Annotated in this window: 22 protein-coding genes and 1 tRNA gene; 8 read left to right on the forward strand and 15 right to left on the reverse strand. The window is 70.8% G+C overall.

Going from position 1 to position 22,167, the window contains the following annotated elements; all coding sequences use genetic code 11:
• Positions 1–20: 20 nt before the first annotated feature.
• The 8 genes from mctP to QSK31_RS24500 all read right to left on the reverse strand — a co-directional run bounded on the left by mctP (position 21) and on the right by QSK31_RS24500 (position 7,885).
• Positions 21–1,667: a monocarboxylate uptake permease MctP gene (gene mctP / locus QSK31_RS24465; RefSeq protein WP_285686630.1), complete on the reverse strand. Its 1,647-nt coding sequence runs from the start codon at positions 1,665–1,667 to the stop codon at positions 21–23.
• A gap of 3 nt (positions 1,668–1,670) precedes the next feature.
• A complete protein-coding gene (locus QSK31_RS24470; RefSeq protein ID WP_285686631.1) occupies positions 1,671–1,895 on the reverse strand; it encodes a DUF3311 domain-containing protein in 225 nt (74 codons plus the stop codon).
• Between the two features lie 133 nt (positions 1,896–2,028).
• Positions 2,029–3,303, reverse strand: coding sequence for a glycoside hydrolase family 18 protein (locus QSK31_RS24475; protein WP_285686632.1), 1,275 nt, complete (start codon positions 3,301–3,303; stop codon positions 2,029–2,031).
• Positions 3,304–3,372: 69 nt separating this feature from the next.
• Positions 3,373–4,500: a bifunctional RNase H/acid phosphatase gene (locus QSK31_RS24480; RefSeq protein WP_285686633.1), complete on the reverse strand. Its 1,128-nt coding sequence runs from the start codon at positions 4,498–4,500 to the stop codon at positions 3,373–3,375.
• On the reverse strand, positions 4,497–5,231 hold the full coding sequence (locus tag QSK31_RS24485; RefSeq protein WP_285686634.1) for a zinc ribbon domain-containing protein: 735 nt from the start codon (positions 5,229–5,231) through the stop codon (positions 4,497–4,499). The genes QSK31_RS24480 and QSK31_RS24485 overlap by 4 nt, the downstream gene beginning before the upstream one ends.
• Positions 5,228–6,064, reverse strand: a complete 837-nt coding sequence (locus tag QSK31_RS24490; RefSeq protein WP_285686635.1) for a Nif3-like dinuclear metal center hexameric protein — start codon at positions 6,062–6,064, stop codon at positions 5,228–5,230. Before QSK31_RS24490 ends, QSK31_RS24485 begins: the two co-directional genes overlap by 4 nt.
• A gap of 14 nt (positions 6,065–6,078) precedes the next feature.
• Positions 6,079–6,636: a flavoprotein gene (locus QSK31_RS24495; RefSeq protein WP_285686636.1), complete on the reverse strand. Its 558-nt coding sequence runs from the start codon at positions 6,634–6,636 to the stop codon at positions 6,079–6,081.
• A gap of 16 nt (positions 6,637–6,652) precedes the next feature.
• Entirely contained in the window at positions 6,653–7,885 is a 1,233-nt protein-coding gene (locus QSK31_RS24500) for a helix-turn-helix domain-containing protein (protein WP_285686637.1), read from the reverse strand.
• A 235-nt stretch (positions 7,886–8,120) separates the two neighbouring features.
• On the opposite strand from QSK31_RS24500, the gene QSK31_RS24505 reads away from it, so the two are divergent.
• Positions 8,121–8,669 (forward strand): bifunctional DNA primase/polymerase, encoded by a 549-nt coding sequence (locus tag QSK31_RS24505; RefSeq protein ID WP_285686638.1) that lies wholly within the window; start codon positions 8,121–8,123, stop codon positions 8,667–8,669.
• A gap of 766 nt (positions 8,670–9,435) precedes the next feature.
• On the opposite strand, the gene QSK31_RS24510 is transcribed toward QSK31_RS24505, so the two are convergent.
• Positions 9,436–10,011, reverse strand: a complete 576-nt coding sequence (locus QSK31_RS24510) for a helix-turn-helix domain-containing protein (RefSeq protein ID WP_285686639.1) — start codon at positions 10,009–10,011, stop codon at positions 9,436–9,438.
• A 47-nt stretch (positions 10,012–10,058) separates the two neighbouring features.
• On the opposite strand from QSK31_RS24510, the gene QSK31_RS24515 reads away from it, so the two are divergent.
• Both QSK31_RS24515 and QSK31_RS24520 read left to right on the forward strand, forming a co-directional pair.
• Complete coding sequence (locus tag QSK31_RS24515; protein ID WP_285686640.1) at positions 10,059–11,159, forward strand: NAD(P)/FAD-dependent oxidoreductase; 1,101 nt, start codon at positions 10,059–10,061, stop codon at positions 11,157–11,159.
• 251 nt (positions 11,160–11,410) lie between these two features.
• The gene (locus tag QSK31_RS24520) at positions 11,411–11,923 is read left to right on the forward strand and encodes a ribonuclease FAU-1 family protein (protein WP_285686641.1); all 513 of its coding nucleotides are present in this window, start codon (positions 11,411–11,413) and stop codon (positions 11,921–11,923) included.
• Positions 11,924–12,052: 129 nt separating this feature from the next.
• On the opposite strand, the gene QSK31_RS24525 is transcribed toward QSK31_RS24520, so the two are convergent.
• Both QSK31_RS24525 and QSK31_RS24530 read right to left on the reverse strand, forming a co-directional pair.
• Positions 12,053–12,526: a hypothetical protein gene (locus tag QSK31_RS24525; protein ID WP_285686642.1), complete on the reverse strand. Its 474-nt coding sequence runs from the start codon at positions 12,524–12,526 to the stop codon at positions 12,053–12,055.
• A 96-nt stretch (positions 12,527–12,622) separates the two neighbouring features.
• The gene (locus tag QSK31_RS24530) at positions 12,623–13,240 is read right to left on the reverse strand and encodes a maleylpyruvate isomerase family mycothiol-dependent enzyme (protein ID WP_285686643.1); all 618 of its coding nucleotides are present in this window, start codon (positions 13,238–13,240) and stop codon (positions 12,623–12,625) included.
• A gap of 85 nt (positions 13,241–13,325) precedes the next feature.
• Between QSK31_RS24530 and QSK31_RS24535 the strand changes: the two genes are divergently transcribed.
• The 3 genes from QSK31_RS24535 (at position 13,326) to QSK31_RS24545 (ending at position 15,158) form a co-directional block, all read left to right on the forward strand.
• Complete coding sequence (locus QSK31_RS24535) at positions 13,326–14,126, forward strand: TIGR02569 family protein (protein WP_285686644.1); 801 nt, start codon at positions 13,326–13,328, stop codon at positions 14,124–14,126.
• Between the two features lie 102 nt (positions 14,127–14,228).
• The gene (locus tag QSK31_RS24540) at positions 14,229–14,630 is read left to right on the forward strand and encodes a hypothetical protein (protein ID WP_285686645.1); all 402 of its coding nucleotides are present in this window, start codon (positions 14,229–14,231) and stop codon (positions 14,628–14,630) included.
• Positions 14,631–14,699: 69 nt separating this feature from the next.
• The gene (locus QSK31_RS24545) at positions 14,700–15,158 is read left to right on the forward strand and encodes a hypothetical protein (RefSeq protein ID WP_285686646.1); all 459 of its coding nucleotides are present in this window, start codon (positions 14,700–14,702) and stop codon (positions 15,156–15,158) included.
• Between the two features lie 82 nt (positions 15,159–15,240).
• Here QSK31_RS24545 and QSK31_RS24550 read toward each other — a convergent pair.
• The 4 genes from QSK31_RS24550 to QSK31_RS24565 form a co-directional block, all read right to left on the reverse strand.
• Positions 15,241–15,312, reverse strand: a tRNA-Val gene (locus QSK31_RS24550).
• Positions 15,313–15,372: 60 nt separating this feature from the next.
• Positions 15,373–15,831, reverse strand: coding sequence for a peroxiredoxin (locus QSK31_RS24555; protein ID WP_285686647.1), 459 nt, complete (start codon positions 15,829–15,831; stop codon positions 15,373–15,375).
• Positions 15,832–16,263: a DUF3052 domain-containing protein gene (locus QSK31_RS24560; RefSeq protein WP_285686648.1), complete on the reverse strand. Its 432-nt coding sequence runs from the start codon at positions 16,261–16,263 to the stop codon at positions 15,832–15,834.
• A 94-nt stretch (positions 16,264–16,357) separates the two neighbouring features.
• Positions 16,358–18,604 carry a thiamine pyrophosphate-dependent enzyme gene (locus tag QSK31_RS24565; protein ID WP_285686649.1) on the reverse strand — a complete coding sequence of 749 codons (2,247 nt, stop codon included), beginning with the start codon at positions 18,602–18,604 and terminating at the stop codon, positions 16,358–16,360.
• Positions 18,605–18,798: 194 nt separating this feature from the next.
• Between QSK31_RS24565 and QSK31_RS24570 the strand changes: the two genes are divergently transcribed.
• Both QSK31_RS24570 and aceE read left to right on the forward strand, forming a co-directional pair.
• Positions 18,799–19,203: a YjbQ family protein gene (locus QSK31_RS24570; RefSeq protein ID WP_285686650.1), complete on the forward strand. Its 405-nt coding sequence runs from the start codon at positions 18,799–18,801 to the stop codon at positions 19,201–19,203.
• A 119-nt stretch (positions 19,204–19,322) separates the two neighbouring features.
• Positions 19,323–22,061: a pyruvate dehydrogenase (acetyl-transferring), homodimeric type gene (aceE, locus tag QSK31_RS24575; RefSeq protein WP_352244482.1), complete on the forward strand. Its 2,739-nt coding sequence runs from the start codon at positions 19,323–19,325 to the stop codon at positions 22,059–22,061.
• Positions 22,062–22,167: the final 106 nt, after the last annotated feature.

The raw sequence follows: 22,167 nt of genomic DNA on the forward strand, positions 1-22,167 counted from the left end.
CCGTGGGAGCGGGTCTGGGATCAGGTCGAGGAGGCCAGCTCGTCGGGCTTGGTGCGCTCCGCCTCGAGCCGCGGGTCGCCTTCGTCCGCGAAGTAGTCGTCGGACGTGGTGCCGTCGACGCCGTCGGGGGTCTTGGCCGCGCGCAGGATGAGCGTGGCGATGACCGCGACCAGCAGGTTGACCGCGACCGCGACGAAGCCGACGTAGATCGTCCGCTTGGTGTCGAAGCCGAAGTCGGACAGCGGGAACGCGGAACCGCCGAAGTGTTCCCGTTTGGTCGCCAGGTTCGGGATGTTGTAGAGCATCCAGAAGCCCAGGCCCATGCCGGCCACCCAGCCGGCGATCAGCCCGCCGCGGTGCAGCCACCGGGTGAACAGGCCCAGCGCCACCGCGGGTGCGGTCTGCAGGATGATGACGCCGCCGATGAGCTGCAGGTCGATGGAGAACTGCGGGTCGAGGAAGATGATGAAGGCGACCGCACCGACCTTGACCAGCAGCGACACGACTTTCGCCACCGAGGCTTCCTGCGCGTGGGTGGCGTCCTTGCGGAAGTACTCCTTGTAGATGTTTCTCGTGAACAGGTTCGCCGCGGCGATCGACATGATCGCGGCGGGGACCAGCGCGCCGATGCCGATGGCGGCGAAGGCGATGCCCGCGAACCAGGCCGGGAACTGGGTGTCGAACAGCAGCGGCACGACCGTGTTGCTGTCGAGGGTGCCCTCCTTCGCACCGGGCAGCGGCTTGACCCCGGCCGAGATGGCCGCGTAGCCGAGCAGCGCGAGCAGCCCGAGCAGGAAGCTGTAGGCGGGCAGCGCCGACATGTTCCGCTTGATCACGCTGCGGTTCTTGCTGGCCAGCACCCCGGTGATCGAGTGCGGGTAGAGGAACAGCGCGAGCGCCGACCCCAGAGCGAGGGTGATGTACTGCAGCTGGTTGTTGGCGTTCAGCGTGAGGCCGTCGCCGGGCGCCGGTGAGGCGTCGAACTTGGCCTGGGCGTCGTCGAAGATGCTGCCCCAGCCGCCCAGCTTGTAGGGCAGGTAGATCACCGCGACGATGATCACGATGTAGATCAGCGTGTCCTTGACGAACGCGATCAGCGCGGGCGCGCGCAGGCCCGACTGATAGGTGTACGCGGCCAGGATCGCGAACGCGATGATGATCGGCGCGTGCCGGGCGAGCACGCTGTCCCCGGTCATGCCCATGGTCTTGAGGACCGCTTCGATGCCGATCAGCTGCAGGGCGATGTACGGCATGGTCGCCACGATGCCGGTGATCGCCACCAGCAGCGCCAGCGTCGGCGAGTCGAACCGCCGCCGCACGAAGTCGGCCGGGGTGACGAAGCCGTGCCGGTGCGACACCGACCAGAGCCGGATCAGGATCAGGAAGAAGAGCGGATAGATCACGATCGTGTACGGCACGGCGAAGAACCCGGCCGCGCCGGCGCCGAAGATCAGCGCGGGGACCGCCACGAACGTGTACGCGGTGTAGAGGTCGCCGCCGACCAGGAACCAGGTGATCCAGCCGCCGAAGCTGCGCCCGCCCAGCCCCCACTCGTCGAGGTGCGCCATGTCCTTCGGCGCGCGCCACCGGGCCGCGACGAAGCCCATGCCGCTGACCAGCAGGAACAGAAGACTGAAGACGATGATCTCAGTGATGTGGTCGCCCATGGGTCACCGCCTCTTCGTGGTCATGCGGTAGACCACGGACGTGGTGACCACGCCGAGGAGGATGAACGCGAACTGGATCCAGTAGAAGGCCGGGAAACCCCACAGCCTCGGGGAGTCGAAGTTGAAGAGCGGGGTTATCAACGGCACCACGATCGGGACGACCAGCAGCCAGTTCCAGGGGCTGCGGTCGGATCGTGGCGCGGGGGATGTCGTCTCGGGTTCGGCCATCGGCCGTACCTCCCCGTTGGAGCGTGGGCTGGGTCAACGTGAGGTTAACGACGACACCGGTTCTTAACCGATCTCCCTGCGCCGAACGGCTCCGGTGGTGCGCCGAACGGCACACCACCGTCTGAGCCGCCTACTACCGCAGACCTCGCGCAATCGCCCTGGTCAGCGAGGCGTTGGCGTCGTCGCCGTCCAGCGACCACATCATCGCGCCGCCGAGACCCTTGTTCTTGATGTAGTTCGTCTTCTGGAGCAGCTGCTCAGGGTCGTCGAAGGTCCAGAACGTGGTGCCGTCGTACAGGTAGGTGTGTCCGGCCCGCCGGTCGCGGTGCACGGTGTAGCCCTCCGCCGGCAGGTTCTTCAGCGTCTTGTAGTCCTCGGTGCCGGCCGCGAAGAGGCCGGGCGCGGGACCGGTGGCGGCGCCGAAGAGCCCGTCGGTGACGCCGGTCCAGCCCTGTCCGTAATAGGGCAGTCCGAGCACCAGATCACCGCGCGGCGCGCCCCGGTCCAGCCACGCGTCGATCGTGGTGGTGATGGAGAAGTCCGGGTTGTCCGGCGCACCGGCCGGCACCTTCAGCGCCGACTGCTGGTTGGCCCGCTGCTCCCACGAGCCGTGGAAGTCGTAGCCCTGCACCGTACCGAAGTCGAGGTATTTGAAGATCTTGCGCGCCTCGAAGCCGGCGTCGATCTTGGCGGGCGCGGCCGGCAGGAAGGCGGTCAGCTCGTACTTGTGGTGCTCGGCGCGCCCGAGGCGGTCCAGCGCGTCCCGGAAGGTGGCCAGCAGGCGGGTGAAGTTGTGCTTGTCCTCGGGCCGGATCACGTTGCCGGCGTTGCCCTCGGAGCCGGGCCACTCCCAGTCGAGGTCGATGCCGTCGAAGATGCCGGCGCCGGCGCCCGGCGCGAGGCCCGGCAGGTTGCCCTTGAGCCACAGGTCCACGCAGGAGTCGACCAGGCGCTGACGGGACTGCGCGGTGGCGGCCGCGTCGGAGAACCACTTGGACAGCGTCCAGCCGCCCAGCGAGACGAGCACGCGCAGCCGCGGATTGGCGGCCTTGAGCTCGGCGAGCTGGTTGAGGTTGCCGGAGATCGGCTGCCCGGCCACGTCGGCGACGCCGTCCACGCTGGTCTCGGCCGGGAACGGCACCTGCCAGTCGGCCCACGGGTCGGCGGAGGCGCAGAGGCCCTGCTCGGTGACGTCACTGAACGCGTAGTTGATGTGGGTCAGCTTGCTCGCCGCGCCCGAGGTCTGCAGGTTCGCGACCGGGAACTGACGACCGTAGATGCCCCACTGGGTGAAATATCCGACCTTGACGTATCGGTTGCTGCTCGCCTCGGCCGGGGTGGCCACGACCGTGAGCGACACCAGCACGGCGGCGCCCACGGCGAGAAGACGGCGGAGCGGACTTCGCATGAGCACTCCAACAGTGAAGAAAGTTTCCTGTTGGTGGAAGCTAGACCGGCCATCGACGCCGGTCAAGGTTCAGCGCAGATGCGCGGTTTCGTTGACCGACCGGACCGCCACATTGCCGTCCGGCCAGACATCCACCGTGGACACGCCCGCCGCGTCGAGGAAGAGCCGATGCAGGAACCCGTCACCCGCGTACAACGCATCGCGCAGGATCAACTTCAACGGCGAGACGTGCGAAACCAGAACCACATTCCCACCGGGGTACGCCGCGAGCACGGCGCCGAGGGCCCGCCGGGCCCGGACGGCCACCGTCTCGAACGACTCGCCACCCGGCGGCGCCACGGCCGGCGAGTCCAGCCACGCGTCCATCTCGCCGGGCCACCGCTGCCTCACCTCGGCGAAGGTCAGCCCCTCCCAGGCGCCGAAGTCGCACTCGATCAGGTCGTCCAGCACGGTCACGTCGACGCTGCCGGCCTCCGCGGCGATGATCTCCGCCGTGCGTACGCATCGCATCAGGGGCGAGGTGACGACCGCCGCGACGTCGCGTGCCAGACCGGCCACCCGCCCGGCCGCCGCCATCGCCTGCGCCTCTCCCTCGTCGGAGAGCGGGATGTCGCCACGCCCGGAGTAGCGGCCCTCCTTGGTGTAGGCGGTCTCGCCGTGCCGGACCAGGATCAGCCGGGTGGCTTCCTCGGTCGACGCGGGCGGCGCCCAGGACCGTTTCGTCTCCTTCTGGAGCGGCCGCTCCTCCCGCGGCGGCGGAAGGACGTCGGGCACCTTCTTGCCGGCCGCCTCGTCCATCGCACGGTTGGCCAGGGCGTCCGCCGCGCGGTTCCGCTCCCGCGGGATCCAGTCGTAGGTGACCTCGGCGAACCGGCCGGCCAGCTGCACCGCCTCGGCGGCCAGCGGGCGCAGCCCCGGGTTCTTGATCTGCCAGCGGCCGGCCATCTGCTCGACGACCAGCTTGGAGTCCATCCGGACGTCGACCCGGGACGCGTTCAGCTCCGCGGCCGCGGCCAGCCCGGCGATCAGCCCGGAGTACTCGGCGACGTTGTTCGTCGCGACGCCCAGCGACGAGTACCGCTCCAGCAGCACCTCGCCGGTGTCCGCCGCCCGCACCACCGCGCCGTACCCGGCCGGGCCCGGGTTGCCCCGCGACCCGCCGTCCGCCTCGACCACGACGTGCAGGTTGGTGCTCACAGGCCGGACTCCGCCGTCCGCACCATGATCCGCCGGCACTCCTCGCAGCGGACCACCTCGTCGGCCGGGGCGGACTTCACCCGGTTCAGGTCGGCGCCGTACAGCTCGATCCGGCACCCGCCGCACCGCCCGGCCCGGACCAGCGCCGCGCCCAGCCCCAGGTCGGCCCGGATCTTGTCGTAGAGGGTGACCAGGTCGGCGGGCAGATCACCGGCGAGCGGAGCCCGGGAGGCGGTCTTGAACTCCTCCTCCTTGGTGATCTCCGCGAACGCCTCGTCCCGCCGCGCCTCGGCCGCCGCCCGCCGCTGTCCCGCCTCGGCCAGCCGCGCCTTGACGTCGCTCAGGGACGCCTCGGCGGTCTCCTTCTGTTCCATCAGCTCCAGCTCGGCGTCCTCCAGCTCGGACTGGCGCCGGTTGAGCGTGGCGAGCTCGTGCTGCAGGCCCTCGATCTCGCGCAGCGCGCCGCCCGCGGCCAGCCGTTTCTGGTCGCGGTCCTTGCGGGTGCGCACCTGGTCGATGTCCTTCTCGAACCGGGCGATGTCCCGGTCCAGGTCGTCCACCGCCACCTGGGCGCGGACACGTTCGTCCTCGAGCGCGGAGATCTCCCGGGCCACCGCCTCGATCTCGGCCAGCTCGGGCAGCGAGCGGCGGCGGTGCGCCAGCTGGGCCAGGGCGGTGTCGATGCCTTGCAGGTCGAGCAGGCGCCTCTGTGCGTCCGGTGCGGCCTTCACGATCGGGACTCCTTCTTCGGGCTCTCAACATGCACAGTCCACGGGTCGGTGTCCAGATCGGACACCAGTACCTCGATCGGGAATCGCTCCCGTAACCACGCGGCCAGTTCGTCCAGCCACGGCCGCTCGCTGGCCCAGTGCGCGACGTCGATCAGGGCCGGGCCGCCGCTCGCCAGGTGCTCGCCGGCCGGGTGATGACGAAGATCGGCGCAGAGGTACGCGTCGACGCCGGCCCGCGTGGCGACGCCGAGCAGCGAGTCACCCGCGCCGCCGCAGACGGCGAGCGTACCGATCATCCGCTCCGGATCGCCCGCGGCACGCACCCCGGCGGCGGTGGCCGGGAGCCGGCTCGCGGCGAACGCGGTGAGATCGGCCAGCGTCATCGGTTCCATCTTCCCCACCCGCCCCAGGCCCAGATCGCCGCCACTTCCGTGCGGCACCAGCGGACGGGTGTCGACCAGGCCGAGGCGGGCGGCCAGGGCGTCCGAGACGCCCGGTGACGCGACGTCGGCGTTGGTGTGCGCGACGTGCAGCGCGACACCCGCGCGGATCAGCCGGTGGATGATCCGGCCCTTGTACGTGTCCGGCGCGATCGACGACACCGGCTTCAGCAGCAGCGGGTGGTGCGCGATGATCATCTGGGCGCCGGCCGCGATCGCCTCGTCCACCGTTTCCGGGACGCAGTCGATCACGCAGAGGACCCGATCGACCGGGGCGTCGAACTCGCCCAGCACCAGGCCGACGCGGTCCCACTCCTCGGCATGCTCGCGCGGATAGCGGTCGTCGAGCGCGGCGACGAGGTCGGTCACGGCGGTGGTGGTCACGGCCGCCAACTCTATAGCGTCACCTAGAAGGACCCGGGCTCCACCGTCACCTTGCTGTTGACCGCCTGGAGCGCACGCCGCCACGGGAACTGGGCCCGAAAGCGGTCGATCTGTCCTGGTCCGCCGAGGCGGCGATCGTCGTAGAGCACGTGCACACCCCAGCCGCTCAGTTTGTCGAGACTCTCGTGCAGCACCGGGTGCCGTGCCATCACATTGTTCGTGTACGGGACGACGGCGGTCGGGATCTCGAAGCCGTACCCCTCGACGAGGAGCCCGAGCACCAGCGTGTCGGTGATGCCCGCGGCCCACTTGTTGATCGTGTTGACCGTTGCCGGCGCGACGATCATCGCCGTGGCCGGGGGCAACTGGTCCGGCTCGCCCGGCTTCTTGTACCAGCTGCGCACCGGGTTGCCGGTCTGCTTCTGCAGCGCGTTGACGTCGACGAAGTTGCGGCCGTCCGGGGTGGTGATCACACACACCTCCCAGCCGTCGTCCTGGGCGATGTCCACGAGGGTGCCCACGTCACGAGCCATCGGCGAGCCGCACACCAGGATGTACAGCACGCGTGGAGGGTTCGTCATCACGTGTGGAACCACCTCATACGCCGACTCCCATCTGCTCGGCCAGCTCCGCGATCGGTGCGGGCGGCGTGCCCCGGGTGCGTCGCAGCACGTCGGAGAGGACCTCGTGGGCCAGAGGGCGGCAGCGGATCTCGGACGGGGCGAGGCGGTCGCCCTCGAGCAGCATCTCGCTGGCCCGTTCGACGTCGCCGACCTGCGCGTATCCGCGGGCGATGTCCAGGTAGTAGTGCGCGCGGCGCTCCGGGAGCATCGCCTGGAAGCCGTCGTGGTCGATGCGTTCGTACATCTCCACCGCCGTCCGCCCGTCGCCCAGCTCGACGGCCGCCGCGGCCCGGTGCAGCTGCACGTTGGTCGGGCCGAAGCTGGTCCAGTAGTGGTTCTGGTCGCCGCCGAGCTGGAGCGCCGCCTGCTCGGCCCCGCTGATCAGGTCGCGCACGGTCGCGCTGTCCCCGATCCGTGCGGCCGCCATCGCACCGTTGAGCAGCAGCATCCCGTAGACCGACAGCTTCTCCTCGCGCTTCGCGTCGCTGCCGTCGTAGCCGGCCAGCCGGTTCGCGATGTTGACGTTGACCTCGAGCGACGGACGCGCCCGGCCGAGCGCCAGCAGCGCGCTGCCGACCCGGTAGCTGGCGATGCCCGCGAGCAGCTGGTCACCGGCCCGCTGGGAGACCGCGATCGAGCGGTCCGCCGCCAGCCAGGACAGCTCGTGCTCACCGACCTTGCGCAGCGCCGAGGAGGCGATCTGGTAGACCTGCCCGAGCAGATGCGCGGCTTTCCGGTTTTGCTCGGTGTTCGCGTGCGCGGAGTCCGCGGCCTGCGCGTCCCGCAGCAGTTTCGGCAGCGTGCGCGCCAGGACGCCGTACTTCGCGTGCTGGTAGGTGAGCCAGGCGTGGCTGACCGCCTTCTGCATCTCCTCCAGCGGCGGGCACTGCGGCGTCGGCTGGAAGAACGCGCTCATCTGGTCGTACCGCTCCAGGGCGGCACGGATCTCCTCGACCTCGACCTGGTCGATGCAGTTCTGCGTCTCCGGGCGGCGCTCGACGTCCTTGCCCAGCAGCAGTTGGACGTCCACCTGCAGGACGTCGGCGATCTCGTAGACCACGGAGAACTTGTCGAGCCGGCGGACGCCTCGTTCCACCTTGTCGACCCAGCTCTTCGACTTGCCCAGCCGGTCGGCGAAGACCTGCTGGGACATCTTCCGGCGGCCGCGCCAGTAGGCGACGCGACGCCCGATCGGCAGCTCGTCCACGGGTGCCTCCCCAACTCATCCGGCGACCCCCACCGGTGAGTTTCCCTTGTGTCGCGTGCAGTGTGGACCACCCGTGACAGTGCTGGTCGCACAGCTTGTGTGATCTCCTGCACCGCGACGCTCGTATTTTTACATGCAAGTTGCAAAAAGTGGATCTGACCGTCCCAACGACGCGTGTTGCGCTTGGACACGGCAGACGCGGCTGATATGGGGTTTTCGAACCATGCTTCGAACCGTGCAGACGAATCCCCGGCGGCCGTTCGGCCGAACGGCCTTCCTCGATCGGCTTCGCCGCCGACGTCTGATCCGCCGCTACGAGGCACACGGCTGGCGGGTGCTCGACGACGATGTCGAACAGGGACAGATACGGCTGGCGACCGGCCTGCGGTTCGACGCGCTGGCCATGCCGGACACGCTCGGCCTGCGGATCCTCGGCACCACCCGGCTGCACGCCGAGCTCGAACTGCCCGACCTGCGCGGCCCGGTGCTGGGCACGCCGACCGGTTCCTGGTTGTTCCTGGTACGCCCCGGAACGCCGCTGCGGTCCGACCTGGAAGATATCCTCGGCATCGTCCGGCACGGCCGTGGCTCCTGGGTGCCGGCCGCCCCCGGCCGCACCGCGGAGGGGCCGATCCGCTGGGTGGTGACCCCCGAACGCGTGGGCTGGCGCCTGCCCGCCTCGACCGCCGTGCAGGACATGCTCGCCGACCGGCTGACCGACCACCCGATGCCGCCGCGGATCACGGTCCCCCGCCAGGTCTCGACCGACCGCCGAGCCGCCTGACCGCCGTCCCCCATCCGGGCCGCAGGCCGCGCTGCCCGACCACCACCCCCGGCCGCAGGCCACGCCGCCCGACCACCACCCCCGGCCGCAGGCCACGCCGCCCGACCACCACCCCCGGCCGCAGGCCGGACCGCCCGACCACCATCCCGCATCCCGGTAGCCGGCCGCGCCACGGCTGCCGTCGCGCCCGTCTCGGCTGCCGTCGCGCCCGTCTCGGCTGCCGTCGCGCCTGGTGGGGGCTCGGCGCGCATCCTGGCTCAGGGTCTGCGCAGAGCGGATTGAGTCCTGCGCACTCCGGCTCGGGCCGTGCGCATCCCGGACAATCGGGGACGCCGCTGCCCACCCGGCCGCCGGATCGTTGACGCTGGTAGCGGTCGGTTGGCGGGCATGGGCGGGGGCACACATGTCGAGAGACAACGTAGTAGGGCGATTTACCGGGGTCGAGTCACCCGAAGGGGTGAATACGAGTTTTCGCCATGCCGGGACTCGTCCGTCCGGTTCCAGACCGAGCGGTAGCAGACCGACGGGCAGCCGCCCGGCCGGCACTCATCGCCCGATCCGCTGCTGACGTCCGACAAGATCATCTCCTGGCCGCCCTTGCCGCCTGACGGCATCATCCGCCGCCCGGCCCAGGTCGTGTCTCGCGGACCGGCCAGAAGCCACGCCGCAGTCCTCACCAGGTCCTCTCTCGCGGACCGCCTCGCACCTGAGCGGTCCAGGAGACGGGACCGCCTCGCACCTGAGCGGTCCAGGAGACGGGACCTGGCTAGCGGGTGGAGCGGGCACGGACGTGCATGCGCTCGCCCTGCGGACCGAAGATAGACAGGAACTCGACCGCCTCACCGTCGGCGCTGCCGAACCAGTGCGGGACACGGGTGTCGAACTCGGCGGCCTCGCCCGCCGGCAGGACCAGATCATGGTCGCCGAGGATCAGGCGCAGGCGCCCGGCCAGGATGTAGAGCCACTCGTAGCCCTCGTGGCTCTTCGGCTCGGGCTCGGTGCGGCGGCCGGCCGGGATCAGGTGCTTGAAGGCCTGCAAGCCGCCGGGTTGCCTGGTCAGCGGCACGATGGTCTGGCCGAAGGCCTGGATGGGGCGGGCGTAGACCCGGGGGTCGCCGGTCGGCGGCGCGCCGACCAGATCGTCGAGCGGGATCCGGTACGCCTGGGCCAGCGGCAGCAGCAGTTCCAGCGTGGCGCGGCGCTGCCCGGACTCGAGGCGGGACAGGGTGCTGACCGAGATGCCGGTCGACTCGGACAGCGCGGTCAGCGTGGTCCCGCGTTCCTTGCGCAGTGCTCGCAGCCGCGGGCCGACGGCCGCGATCACGTCGTCTTTTGCCGTCATGGCAACATAGTTTGCCACCTGACCGCGGGCAGGCGCACCGTCGACGCATGACATATGACGTGGTGATCATCGGCGGTGGAGCCGCCGGGCTGAGCGGGGCGGTGGCTCTGGGCCGCGCCCTGCGGAGCGTGCTCGTGATCGACGGCGGCGAGCCGCGCAACGCCCCGGCCGAGGGCGTACACAACTACCTCACCAGGGACGGCATGCCGCCTGCCGAGCTCGTGGCGGCCGGGCGGGAGGAGGCCGCGCGCTACGGCGTCGAGTTCCGCTCCGGCCAGGTCAGCGAAGTGACCGGCACAGCCGACGCCTTCCGGGTGACGGTGACCAGCGCGGCCGACACGCACCGCAAGGCGGTGACCAGCGCGGCCGACACGCACCGCAAGGCGGTGACCAGCGCGGCAGACCCATCGCGCGGGGTGGACGGCGCCGCCGGCACATCCCGCGAGGCCGTGGACGGCGCGTCCCGCGAGGCCGTGGACGACACGTCCCGCGAGGCCATGGACCGCGCGTCCCGCGAGGCCATGGACGGGGAGATCGTCGAGGCGCGGCGGATCATCGTCGCCTCCGGCGTGCGGGACGTCCTGCCGGACATCCCGGGCCTGGCCGAGGGCTGGGGCAGCACCGTGGTGCACTGCCCGTACTGCCACGGCTGGGAGGTTCGCGGCAGCGCGATCGGAGTGATCGCGACCTCGGCGGAGATGGCCACGATGAAGGGCCTGCTGTGGAGCCAGTGGACGGGCGACCTGCTGCTCTTCCTCAACGACACGTTCACCCCCGACCCCGGCCAGGCCCGGCAGCTGGCCGTGCGGGGCGTGCAGACCGTCGCCGGCAAGGTCGAGGCGGTCACCGCCGAGGGCGTACACCTGACCGGCGGAGCCGTGATCCCCCGCGACCACCTGGTCGTGGCCACCCGGGTCGAGGCCCGCCTGGACTTCCTGGCCCCGCTGGGCCTGAAGCCGGTCGAGCACCCGATGGGCGTCGGCACCCACCTGCCGGTCGAGGACCCCAGCGGCCGCACCTCGGTGCCGGGCGTCTGGGCGGCGGGCAACATCACCGAGCCGAACGCGCAGGTGATCAGCTCGGCCGCCGCAGGCCTGGGCGCCGGCGCCGCCGTCAACATGGACCTGATCCTGGCCGACGCGGGCTGACCGAGCACGACGCAGGCCGACCGAGCACGACGCGGGCCGACCGAGCACGACGCAGGCCGACCGGGTACGACGCGGGTGGCGCAGCGGAGTTGGGGTTCTGGGCGGGCCCGAGTCGCCGAGGGGGTACGACCGGGCCCGCCCGTCCGCGGGTTCGCCCCGCGGATACCAGAAGGATCGGCGCGGCCTCCGGCCACTTGAGCTCGCCTCGGGTGCGGCCGGGGTGCGGCCGGATCCCCGATAGGTTGGCCGGCATGGATGCCGTCGACATGGTCCTGCGCAAGTACGACGGACGGCTGCACCGCTGGGTCACCGGGCGGCGACTGGGCACGGACGAGCACGGCACCTGGATCGGCACCCCGGCCGGCACCACGGTGCATTTCAATTACGGCGCCCGGCCGACCAGCCTGACCCAGGCCGACGCCGTCCGGCTGGTCCCCCGGGACGGCTGGTGGGTGGCCCTCTTCACCGCCGAACCGGGCGAACCCGACGTCTACTGTGATGTCGCCGCGCCGCCGACCTGGACCTCGCCGACCGAGGTGACCGTCGTCGACCTGGACATCGACCTGGTCCGTTACCGCCTGGACGGACGGGTCGAGGTGGAGGACGAGGACGAGTTCGCCCTGCACACCGTCTCCTACGGTTATCCGCCCGAGGTGGTGGCCGGCGCCATCGAGGGCGCGAGCGCGCTGCGGCGGTCGCTGATCGACCGCACCGAGCCTTTCGGCACTGCCCCGGACCACTGGTTTTCCCTCCTGCGAGCGTGATCATCTGGTTTTCCGTGCTGCGCGCGTGATCACCGGCCGGTCCGCCCGGCACTGCCACGGACCGCTGGTCTCCCCTGCTGCGCGCGTGATCACCGGCCGGTCCGCCCGGCTCGGACCGGCCGGTGCGGGTCACTCCGGAGCGGTCGCCCGCCCGGGACGGTCGAGCTCGCCCAGATGCTCGAGCCGTGCTCGGATGCCCGCCGGGCTGCGACCGAACTCGTCGGACAGCTCACGGCGGGAGGCGCCGGCCCGGTGGCGGGCGACCAGGCGCTCATCGTCGTCGGGGCGCCAGCGGGCGCCGTGATTGGCCGCGCGGCGGCGGCCCGCCGCCACGCGATGATGCGGGGTGTGCAGCGCGACCAGCCCGGCCAGGGTCGAGGTGAGGACCTCGGCCACCAGGGGCAGGTCGCTGCGCGAGATCCCTCCGCTGATCTCGCTCAGCACTCGGCCGTCGCTGTCGCAGCCGACGACGGCCAGATCGATCCGGGTGTCGACCGCGCCGGTCGCGGTGATCAGGAACTGGGTGTCGCCGACGGTGATCTGACGCTCGAGGGACAGGTCGGGAGCCGGGGCCTCCGGCGGCAGGTACCGGTTGTCATCCATGCCCCGAACCTAGAGCCACCCCCCGACAGTTTCCCCCGGTGCGAACCCGCCCACGGCCCGGCGCGGGTTCCGGCGCCGTATTCGGCGCCGGGCCACTCAGCCGCCCAGCCGGTCCCGGAGCACGCGTACGCCCGGGCCGTCCAGCTCGCCCAGCGCCACACCGCGGCCGGTGAGTGCCATCATCAGCGCCTCCGCGGGACCGGCCAGCACCGGCCCGGCGCCGGCCGACCAGTCCAGGTCGGTCGACTCGAAGCGCAGCCCCGCCACCCGCCGCCTCGGCGCGAAGCCCCAGGCCCGCCCGCCGGTCAGGAAGTCCAGCACCACGCGCAGGTGGTCGAGCGGGAAGCCGTGCGGCAACCCGAGCGGCCGGCGCATGTCCTGCCCGTGGATGTGCAGGTCGGCGTATTGCCCGAGCACCGGCCGCGCCGGACGGTCGGCGTAGCGGCGCAGGTCGGCGGCCATCGCGGCGGCCGGGCGCGCGGCGACCTGGGCGGCCAGCCGGGCATTGCCGGCGTGCAGCCGGAAGCCCGCCCGGACGGTCGCCGCCAGCAGCGCGGACGCGGGACCGGCGGCACCCGCGAGCAGATGCCCGGCGACCTGCTGGACCGTCCACTGCGTACAGAGGCTGGGCGTCGTGAGCTGGGCCGGGCTGAGCGTCTCGAGCAGATCGGCGATACGCCGCCGCTCGGCCGCGATCACGGGCTGGAGGTCCACTCGTCAACCGTAGCGGACCGCTTCCGTACTTTGACCAACAGTAATGGCCAGTCGGACGGCGGGAACCTGTGGAAGGGTTGGTCCGGTGACCGACCAGCCGCCCGCCGACGTCCTGACCGCGTTCGGCCTGTCCGGCGGGGTGCGTCGTTTGACCGGCGGCAAGGGCGGCACCTGGCAGTCCGGCGACATCGTCCTGAAGCGGGCCGAGGGCGAGCCGGAGACGATCTGGCGGGCCGAGGTGCTGAGCGTGCTGCCGCCGTCGCCTGACTTCCGCATCGCCCGCCCGCTGCGCGCCCGCACCGGCGCCTGGGTGGTGTCCGGCTGGGAGGCGACGGCCTGGGTGGGCGGCGCCGCCGACCCGAGCCGCCCCGACGACGTGATCCGCGCCGGCGAGGCCTTCCACGCCGCGATCACCGCCGTGCCCCGCCCGTCCTTTCTGGACGATCGCGACGACCCGTGGAGCTACGGCGACCGCCTGGCCTTCGGCGAGCCGGTCCCGTCCGGCGCGACCGCCCCGAGCGCCCTGCTGGAGCCGCTGCTGGCCGCCCGCCGCGCCGTCACGTCACCGTCCCAGGTGGTGCACGGCGACCTGACCGGCAACGTGCTCTTCGCCCCCGGCCTGCCTCCCGCGATCATCGACTGGCCCGCCTACCACCGCCCACCGTCCTGGGCGGCGGCCGTCGTGGTGGCCGACGCCCTGGTCTGGCATGACGTGGACCCGGCATTGATCCACCGCTGGGCGCCGCACTTTCCGGAGTGGCCCCAGATGCTGATCCGTGCTCTGATCTACCGCATCTCGACGTGGCCCGCGGCCCGCTGGGACCTGCCACCCGACGATGCCTACCGGCCCACGGTGACCCGCGTCCTCGAATACGCCGGCCGCTGAGACCCACCGGCCGGCATGTTTCGCCGGCCGAGGACACCCCCGCCGGTCAATGACCCGACAGGCGGATTACCCAGGGCCGACGCACCTACTACGGTCGGACACATGGCCGACTTCTGGCTGGGCGTGGTGGTCGGTGGCTGCGCAGTCGCCGTGCTGTCCGTGTGGGCTGGTTTCTACTTCTATCGCCGCTCCTTGGAGGCCACCGAGGCCGCCAGGATCCACCTCAACGCGGTCCGCCGAGCGCAGTACGAGTCCGACCTCCACTGGCGCCGCCGCGAGGCCGACTGGGACGATTTCGCCGGCCAGGTCCTCTCCGCGGCCACTCAACCTCACCTGACCCATCTGCTGACGATGCTCCCCACCCACTCCGCATTGCGCCGCCCCGAAGCCGAGGACCCGACTCAGGAGAGCCCGGTCTCCTCGACACCCGCCGCTCCGATGACGACAGCCGCGCCCATGACGACCGAGGAGATGGTCCGGACAGTGCCGCGGACCGCGGCCTGAGCCGCCGGAGTCCCGCGCGCGGATAGAATTCCGGCCGCCGCACAGGGACCATCCACGACCGGAGTACAGATGCAGCTCACCCAGACCCTCGACGTCATCGAGGCGCTCCTCCGCGCTTCCGGGCATCCCGACATCGCCGAGATCGAGCGCTTCGACGGCGCCCGGACCGGCATGCGCGTGAAGTACGGGACGGGCTCGTCGGGCCTGCTCTTCGGCGACGACATCCGCGGCGAGGTCGAGATCGGCATCCCCGACGCGCTGCCGCCGTTCAAGCAGCGCGCACCCCGTACGGCGATCCTGGTCCGGCAACTGCTCGACGCGGCCAGGCCGGCCGAGTTCCGTTCCTGGAACCTGATCGCGTTGCCGTCCATCGGGCACACCAAGGACCACATTTCGGGCCTGCGGATCCAGTGCGGCGACGGCGGCTCGTTCCAGTTGCGCGCCACCGGCATGGGCAGCCAGATCCCGGAGCCCGACGAGGACCCGGCCCTCGACTACCGGATCCCCGCAGACCTCCGAGCATCCTGACGCTGCGGCGGCGTGCGGATACGTCTGTCGCACCAGGCGCACCGCGGAGTGTCCAGGGCCCGGCCCCGGGGGGCCGGCATCGTGGGCGCGGTAGGTTTCGAACCTACGACCCCTCGCTTGTAAGGCGAGTGCTCTCCCACTGAGCTACGCGCCCGGTACGACGCGCCTGAGCGCGCCGCCGGAATGGGCATTCTATCGGAGCTGGGGTATCGCCCTACAGCGCCGCCAGGGTTGCTCGCCAGGCTGCCTGGTCGCGACGGTCACCGGGGCCCAGTTCCTCGGCGAAGACGACGGTGCCGCCCTCGTCGATGATGAAGGTGCCTCGGTTGGCGAAGCCGCCGGCGGTGTGGAAGACCTCGTACGCCTGGGCGACGCCCCCGTGCGGCCAGTAGTCGGCCAGGATCGGGAAGTCGAAGCCCTTGTCCATGGCCCACACCTTGTGCGCGTAGCTGGAGTCGACGCTCACCGCAAGGACCTGCACCCGTTCGTTCTGGTACGCGGGCAGGTTTTCCGCCACCTCGGTCAGCTCACCCTGGCAGGTGCCGGTGAACGTGAACGGGTAGAAGACCAGCAGGACCGCCTTGCGACCGGCGAAGTCGTGGAGGCTGATCTCCTGGTTGTTCTGGTCCTTGAGGGTGAAGTCCGGCGCCTGGGCACCCACCGCCAGCGGCATCTACTTCTTCTTCGCTGCCCGTGGTGCGACCAGCCGCGCACCGGTCCAGTCCTTGCCGGCGTTCAGCGTGGACGTCTGTTGCAGTCCGGCTGTGGGCGCGGACTCGGTCACCTCGCTCGGCTCGACGTGTCCTTCGCGACCCGCCTTCGGGGTCAGCAACCAGACCACGCCTCCGTCGGCGAGGGGGTTCAGGGCGTCGGTGAGCAGTTCGAAAAGATCACCATCACCGTCGCGGTACCACAACAGCACCGCGTCGACGACCTCATCGGTGTCCTCGTCGACCAAATCTCCCACGCGTTCGGTCAGGGCGTCACGGAGCTCTTCGTCGACATCGTCGTCGTAGCCCATCTCCATGACCACCATGTCCGGCTCGAGGCCGAACCGGTCCGCCAGGCTGCGTACGCCGTCGGCCTGACCAGCGGTCGCGCTCACTGTCGAATTCCTCCCATGCGATTGCTCTTGACCCGGGGGTCAGTCCACACACTTGCAGGCCCGCGCGCAAGTGGCGCACCGAGTGTGTGGCAATTTACCGCGCCAGCAGGGCGTGGGCACCCTGTGTGATGGCATCTTCACCAACCAGGACGTACGAGGCCGCTGGACCGAGGGGGACCAGGGAGTCGGCCGAAGCGATGAGTCTGGCGGATCCCACGAACCCGCCATCCACCAGGGCTGCCAGAACGCCCTCACCGACCCCGCCGGTGCGTCTGGTCTCGTCCACGATCAGGACCCGTCCGGTGGCTGCCGCCTCGCGCCGGAGGTCGGAAACCGGCAGCGGGGACAGCCAGCGAAGGTCCACCACGCGGGATCCGTACCCCTCCTTGGCGAGCCCGGCCGCGACCCGCAGCGACATCCGCAGGCCGTTGCCGTAGGTGATGATGGTCAGCGCGTCGGCCGCGCCGACCGGGTAGGTGCGGGCCCGCCCGACCGGCACGTGCTGGTCGGCCCAGTCGGCTGGTTTGGGGTACGGCGCCAGCCACTCGTTGTCGCCCTGCTCGTACAGGTCACGGGTGTGGTAGAGCGCGATCGGCTCGAGGAAGACGCACACGCTGCCGTCGACCGCCGCGGAGGCGACGCAGGACCGCAGCATGGCCGCCGCGTCGGCGGGCCGGGACGGCACGGCCAGCACCAGGCCGGGCACGTCGCGCAGCACGGCGACGGCGTTGTCGTTGTGGAAGTGGCCGCCGAATCCGGGCTGGTACGCGAGCCCGGCCACCCGCACGACCATCGGGTTGCGGTACGCCCCCTGGGAGAAGAACGACAGCGTTGCCGCCTCGCCGCGCAGCTGGTCCTCGGCGTTGTGCAGGTAGGCCAGATATTGGATCTCCGGGATCGGCAGCCGCTCGCCCAGCCCGGGCCCGCGCAGGCCGGCGCCCAGCGCCAGCCCGAGGATGCTGGTCTCGTCGAGCAGGGTGTCGAAGACCCGGTCGCTGCCGAACCGCTCGCGCAGGTTCTTGGTGACCCCGTAGACGCCACCCTTGCGGGCGACGTCCTCGCCGAAGAGCTCCGCGCCGGGCTCGGCCAGCATGGTGTCGGTGAGCGCGGCGTTGATGGTCTGCGCCAGGGTGAGCGGGCCGCCCTGCTCGGGCGGTTTGCCGCCGAAGACGCGGGCGCGCTCCTTGGCGCCGATGCCGGTGGCACGTGTGGTCGCGTCGGCGACGTGCCGGGCGGCGCGCAGGGGCCGGCGTGGGGCGAGCGGGGCGACCACGTCGGCGGCGGTGGCCAGCTTGGGCTCGCCGATCACGTCCTCGGCGACCTTGCGGACCTGCCAGCCGAGTTCGTCGTACCGGGCGATCAGCTCGTCGGGTTTGCTCTGGCCGGACTCGACGAGCAGCCGCGCCGTCTGCACCAGGGGGTCGCGGGCCAGGTCGGCGGCGATCTCGTCGGCCGCGCGGTAGGCCACCTCGGCGTCCGCGCCGGCGTGGCCCATCAGCCGCACCATCGACAGGTGCAGAACGGCCGGCCGCCGATCGGCACGCACGAAGGAAGCGGCCGAAGCGGCCGCGTCGAAGACCGCCGCCACGTCGCAGCCGTCGGCGGAGAAGTAGCGCACCCCGGGCCGGCTGGAGAGCGCGGCGGCGACCCACCCGGACGGCGAGGGCACGCTGATGCCCCACCCGTTGTCCTCGCACACCAGGAGCAGCGGCAGATCCTGGCCGATGTGGCCGAGATATCCGGCGGCGTTCAGAGCGGTGGTCGCCGACGCGTGGTTGACCGAGGCGTCGCCGAAGGAGGCCACGACCAGCGCGTCCTCGCCGAGGACACGCGCCAGCCCGACGGCCCGCGGCAGGTGCGAGGCGACGGTCGAGGTGGTCGGGATGATGTGCAGGTCGGCGCGCCCGAAGACCTTGTGCCGGCCGCCGGCGATGGGCTCGAGCGACGAGGCCACGACGCCGCGCAGCACGTCCCGCGCCGCCTCGATCAGCCCGCCGGGTCCCTCGGCGGAGGCCCGGGCCAGGAAGAACCCGGCCGAGCGGTAGTGCAGCAGGGCCGGGTCGTCCGGGCGCAGGGCGGCCGCCACCGCCGCGTTGCCCTCGTGGCCGGAGGATCCGATCGTGTAGAAGCCCTCGTTGAAGCTGCGCAGCCAGCGCGCCGCGAGGTCGAGGTGGCGGCTGGTGAGCTGGGCGTCGAAGAGGTGCAGGGCCTGAGCTCCGGTGAGCGTGGAGCCGTCGCGCACGGGGTCGCCGGGAGCGCGACGCTCGGCGGGCGGCTCCAGGGCCGACACCGCGTCCCGGAATCGCTCGTCGAGGTTCTGCGGGGTGGTCACGGCGTCCATCGTTCCCGACCCACGCGAACCGCGCCAACGCTGTGGACAGTCACCGACAGTGCGAAGATCAGCCGGTTCGCCTGCGATCGACCACAATGTGATGCTGCACTCGTGGTGTGATCCTGCGGACTTTCTCGCTGGGTGTGCTCTGGCTCTCGCTGTCCGGAGTGGCCTTCCTCATCATCGACCTGTACTTCTAGGTGATGCGCTCCGAGGTGATCACCATCCGCACCGGCGACCGGCCGGTGGTCCGGGACATCACGCGCGAGGCCGCCGATTTCGTCCGCGACCTCGGCGACGGACTTCTGCACGTGTTCGTGCCGCACGCGACCGCCGGGCTGGCGATCATCGAGACCGGCGCGGGGTCGGACGACGACCTGCTCACGGCCATCGACGACCTGCTCCCGGCCGAGGACAGGTGGCGGCACCGGCACGGTTCGGAGGGTCACGGCCGCGACCATGTGCTGCCGGCGTGGATCCCGCCGTACGCGACCCTGCCGGTGCTCGGCGGCCAGATCGCCTTCGGCACCTGGCAGTCGCTCTGCCTGGTCGATCCCAACGGCGACAACCCCACCCGCCAGGTTCGTTTCAGTTTCATCAAGGGATAGTTACTGCCGAGTACGGCGGTCGGCGTGACGATGCGTACCGCCAGGGGGCAGGATGGGAGGCAACTCCGTGTGCCGCACACAATGCGGCGCGCGGCCGACACACGACAAGAGGACTGCCTGTGGCTACGGAACGCAAGCGCCCGGTGATCAGTGACGGCCTGCCGAGCCAGCTTCCGGACATCGACCCCGAAGAGACGAACGAGTGGGTCGAGTCGCTGGACGGGGTCATCGACGAACGCGGCGCCAAACGAGCCCGTTACGTGATGCTGCGCCTGCTGGAGCGGGCGCGCGAGCGGCAGGTCGGCGTTCCGCCGCTGACCTCCACCGACTACATCAACACGATCCCGCCCGAGCAGGAACCCTGGTTCCCCGGCGACGAGTTCGTCGAGCGGCGGATCCGGGCCTTCATCCGGTGGAACGCCGCGATGCTCGTGCACCGTGCGCAGCGCCCCGAGATCGGTGTCGGCGGCCACATCTCGACGTACGCGTCCTCCGCCTCGCTGTACGAGGTCGGCATGAACCACTTCTTCCGGGGCAAGGACCACCCCGGCGGTGGAGATCACATCTTCTTCCAGGGCCACGCCTCCCCCGGCATGTACGCCCGGGCGTTCCTCGAGGGCCGGCTGAGCGAGAACCAGCTGGACGGGTTCCGCCAGGAGCTGTCCCACCAGGGCGGCGGGCTGCCGTCGTACCCGCACCCCCGGCTGATGCCGAACTTCTGGGAGTTCCCGACGGTCAGCATGGGTCTCGGCCCGCTGAACGCGATCTACCAGGCCCGGTTCAACCGCTACCTGCACAACCGCAACATCAAGGACACCAGCCAGCAGCACGTCTGGGCGTTCCTCGGCGACGGTGAGATGGACGAGGTCGAGTCGCTCGGCGCGATCGGCCTGGCCGCCCGCGAGGAGCTCGACAACCTCACCTTCGTGATCAACTGCAACCTGCAGCGGCTGGACGGCCCGGTCCGCGGCAACGGCAAGGTGATCCAGGAGCTGGAGTCGTTCTTCCGCGGCGCCGGCTGGAACGTGATCAAGGTCGTCTGGGGCCGGGAGTGGGATCCGCTGCTCGCCGCGGACACCGACGGCGCGCTGGTCAACCTGATGAACGTGACGCCGGACGGCGACTACCAGACCTACAAGGGCGAGTCCGGCGGGTACGTCCGGGACAACTTCTTCGGCCGCGACCCGCGCACGCTGAAGCTGGTCGAGGGCATGAACGACGACCAGATCTGGCAGCTCAAGCGCGGCGGTCACGACTACCGGAAGCTGTACGCGGCGTACAAGGCGGCCACCGAGCACACCGGCCAGCCGACCGTGATCCTGGCCAAGACCATCAAGGGCTGGACGCTGGGCTCGCACTTCGAGGCCCGCAACGCCACGCACCAGATGAAGAAGCTGACCCTGGACGACCTCAAGCAGTTCCGGGACCGGCTCTACCTCGACATCCCGGACTCGAAGCTGGAGGAGAACCCCTACCTCCCGCCGTACTTCCACCCGGGCGAGAACTCCGACGAGATGCAGTACCTCCAGCAGCGCCGCAAGGAGCTGGGTGGTTACCTGCCGTCGCGCCGGACGACGACGATCCCGCTGGCGATCCCGCCGTCGGAGAGCTTCAGCGGCGTCAAGCGCGGCTCGGGCAAGCAGAAGATCGCCACCACGATGGCCTTCGTCCGCCTGCTCAAGGACATCATGAAGGACAAGGACTTCGGCGCGCGCTGGGTGCCGATCATTCCGGACGAGGCGCGTACGTTCGGCATGGACTCGCTGTTCCCGACCCGCAAGATCTACTCGCCGCACGGCCAGACCTACACCTCCGTGGACCGGGATCTGTTCCTGTCCTACAAGGAGGCGACGAACGGCCAGATCCTGCACGAGGGCATCAACGAGGCCGGCTCCACGGCCAGCTTCATCGCCGCCGGCACGGCGTACGCGACGCACGGCGAGCCGATGATCCCGCTGTACATCTTCTACTCGATGTTCGGCTTCCAGCGGACCGCGGACGAGCTGTGGGCGGCCGCCGACCAGATGACCCGCGGCTTCCTGCTCGGCGCGACCGCCGGCCGGACCACGCTGAACGGCGAGGGCCTGCAGCACGAGGACGGGCACTCGCTGCTGATCGCGGCGACCAACCCGGCCGTGGTGGCCTACGATCCGGCGTTCGCGTTCGAGATCGCGCACATCATGGAGAACGGCCTGCACCGGATGTACGGCGAGAAGCAGGAGAACGTCTTCTACTACCTCACCATCTACAACGAGCCGATCCTGCAGCCCGCGGAGCCGGCCGACGTGGACGCGGACGGCATCCTCAGGGGCATCTACAAGTACTCCCCCGCGCCGGAGGACAGCGGGGTTCCGGCGCAGATCCTGTCGTCCGGCAGCAGCATGGGCTGGGCGCTCAAGGCGCAGCAGCTGCTCGCCCAGGACTGGGGTGTCAGCGCGAACGTCTGGTCGGTGACCTCCTGGACCGAGCTGCGGCGCGACGCCATCGAGGTCGAGGAGCACAACCTCCTGCACGTGGGCGACCAGCCGCGGAAGCCGTACATCCAGCAGAAGCTGGAGGGCCACGAGGGCCCGGTCGTCGCGGTCAGTGACTTCATGCGGGCGGTCCCCGACCTGATCAGCCGCTGGGTGCCGGGCGACTACACCTCGCTGGGCACGGACGGCTTCGGCATGAGCGACACCCGGCACGCTCTGCGCCGGCACTTCCACGTCGACGCCGAGTCGGTGACCGTGGCCACGCTGCGCCAGCTCGCGCTGCGCGGCAAGGTCCCGGCGCACGTCCCGGCCGAGGCCGCGCAGAAGTACGCGATCGACGACGTGAACGCGGCGCCGGTCGGCGAGACCGGCGGCGACAGCTAGGCGGCGACAGCCCAGCCGGTCGGCGAGACCGGCGGCGACAGCTGGCTCGTCATACTGGGCGCGGGTTCTTCCGGGAACCCGCGCTCAGTTATTTTCCGGTTGCGCC

Origin of the sequence: Actinoplanes sp. NBRC 103695, assembly GCF_030269485.1 — a bacterium.
Classification (GTDB): domain Bacteria; phylum Actinomycetota; class Actinomycetes; order Mycobacteriales; family Micromonosporaceae; genus Actinoplanes.

Excerpts from the sequence above, each read along its gene's own strand:
- QSK31_RS24525 (WP_285686642.1), bottom strand. The coding sequence starts at position 12,526 with ATGGATGACAACCGGTACCTGCCGCCGGAGGCCCCGGCTCCCGACCTG.
- QSK31_RS24565 (WP_285686649.1), bottom strand. The coding sequence starts at position 18,604 with ATGGACGCCGTGACCACCCCGCAGAACCTCGACGAGCGATTCCGGGAC.
- QSK31_RS24470 (WP_285686631.1), bottom strand. The coding sequence starts at position 1,895 with ATGGCCGAACCCGAGACGACATCCCCCGCGCCACGATCCGACCGCAGC.
- QSK31_RS24475 (WP_285686632.1), bottom strand. The coding sequence starts at position 3,303 with ATGCGAAGTCCGCTCCGCCGTCTTCTCGCCGTGGGCGCCGCCGTGCTG.
- QSK31_RS24570 (WP_285686650.1), top strand. The coding sequence starts at position 18,799 with ATGCGCTCCGAGGTGATCACCATCCGCACCGGCGACCGGCCGGTGGTC.
- mctP (WP_285686630.1), bottom strand. The coding sequence starts at position 1,667 with ATGGGCGACCACATCACTGAGATCATCGTCTTCAGTCTTCTGTTCCTG.
- QSK31_RS24540 (WP_285686645.1), top strand. The coding sequence starts at position 14,229 with ATGGCCGACTTCTGGCTGGGCGTGGTGGTCGGTGGCTGCGCAGTCGCC.
- QSK31_RS24555 (WP_285686647.1), bottom strand. The coding sequence starts at position 15,831 with ATGCCGCTGGCGGTGGGTGCCCAGGCGCCGGACTTCACCCTCAAGGAC.
- QSK31_RS24545 (WP_285686646.1), top strand. The coding sequence starts at position 14,700 with ATGCAGCTCACCCAGACCCTCGACGTCATCGAGGCGCTCCTCCGCGCT.
- QSK31_RS24510 (WP_285686639.1), bottom strand. The coding sequence starts at position 10,011 with ATGACGGCAAAAGACGACGTGATCGCGGCCGTCGGCCCGCGGCTGCGA.
- QSK31_RS24520 (WP_285686641.1), top strand. The coding sequence starts at position 11,411 with ATGGATGCCGTCGACATGGTCCTGCGCAAGTACGACGGACGGCTGCAC.
- QSK31_RS24495 (WP_285686636.1), bottom strand. The coding sequence starts at position 6,636 with ATGACGAACCCTCCACGCGTGCTGTACATCCTGGTGTGCGGCTCGCCG.
- QSK31_RS24515 (WP_285686640.1), top strand. The coding sequence starts at position 10,059 with ATGACATATGACGTGGTGATCATCGGCGGTGGAGCCGCCGGGCTGAGC.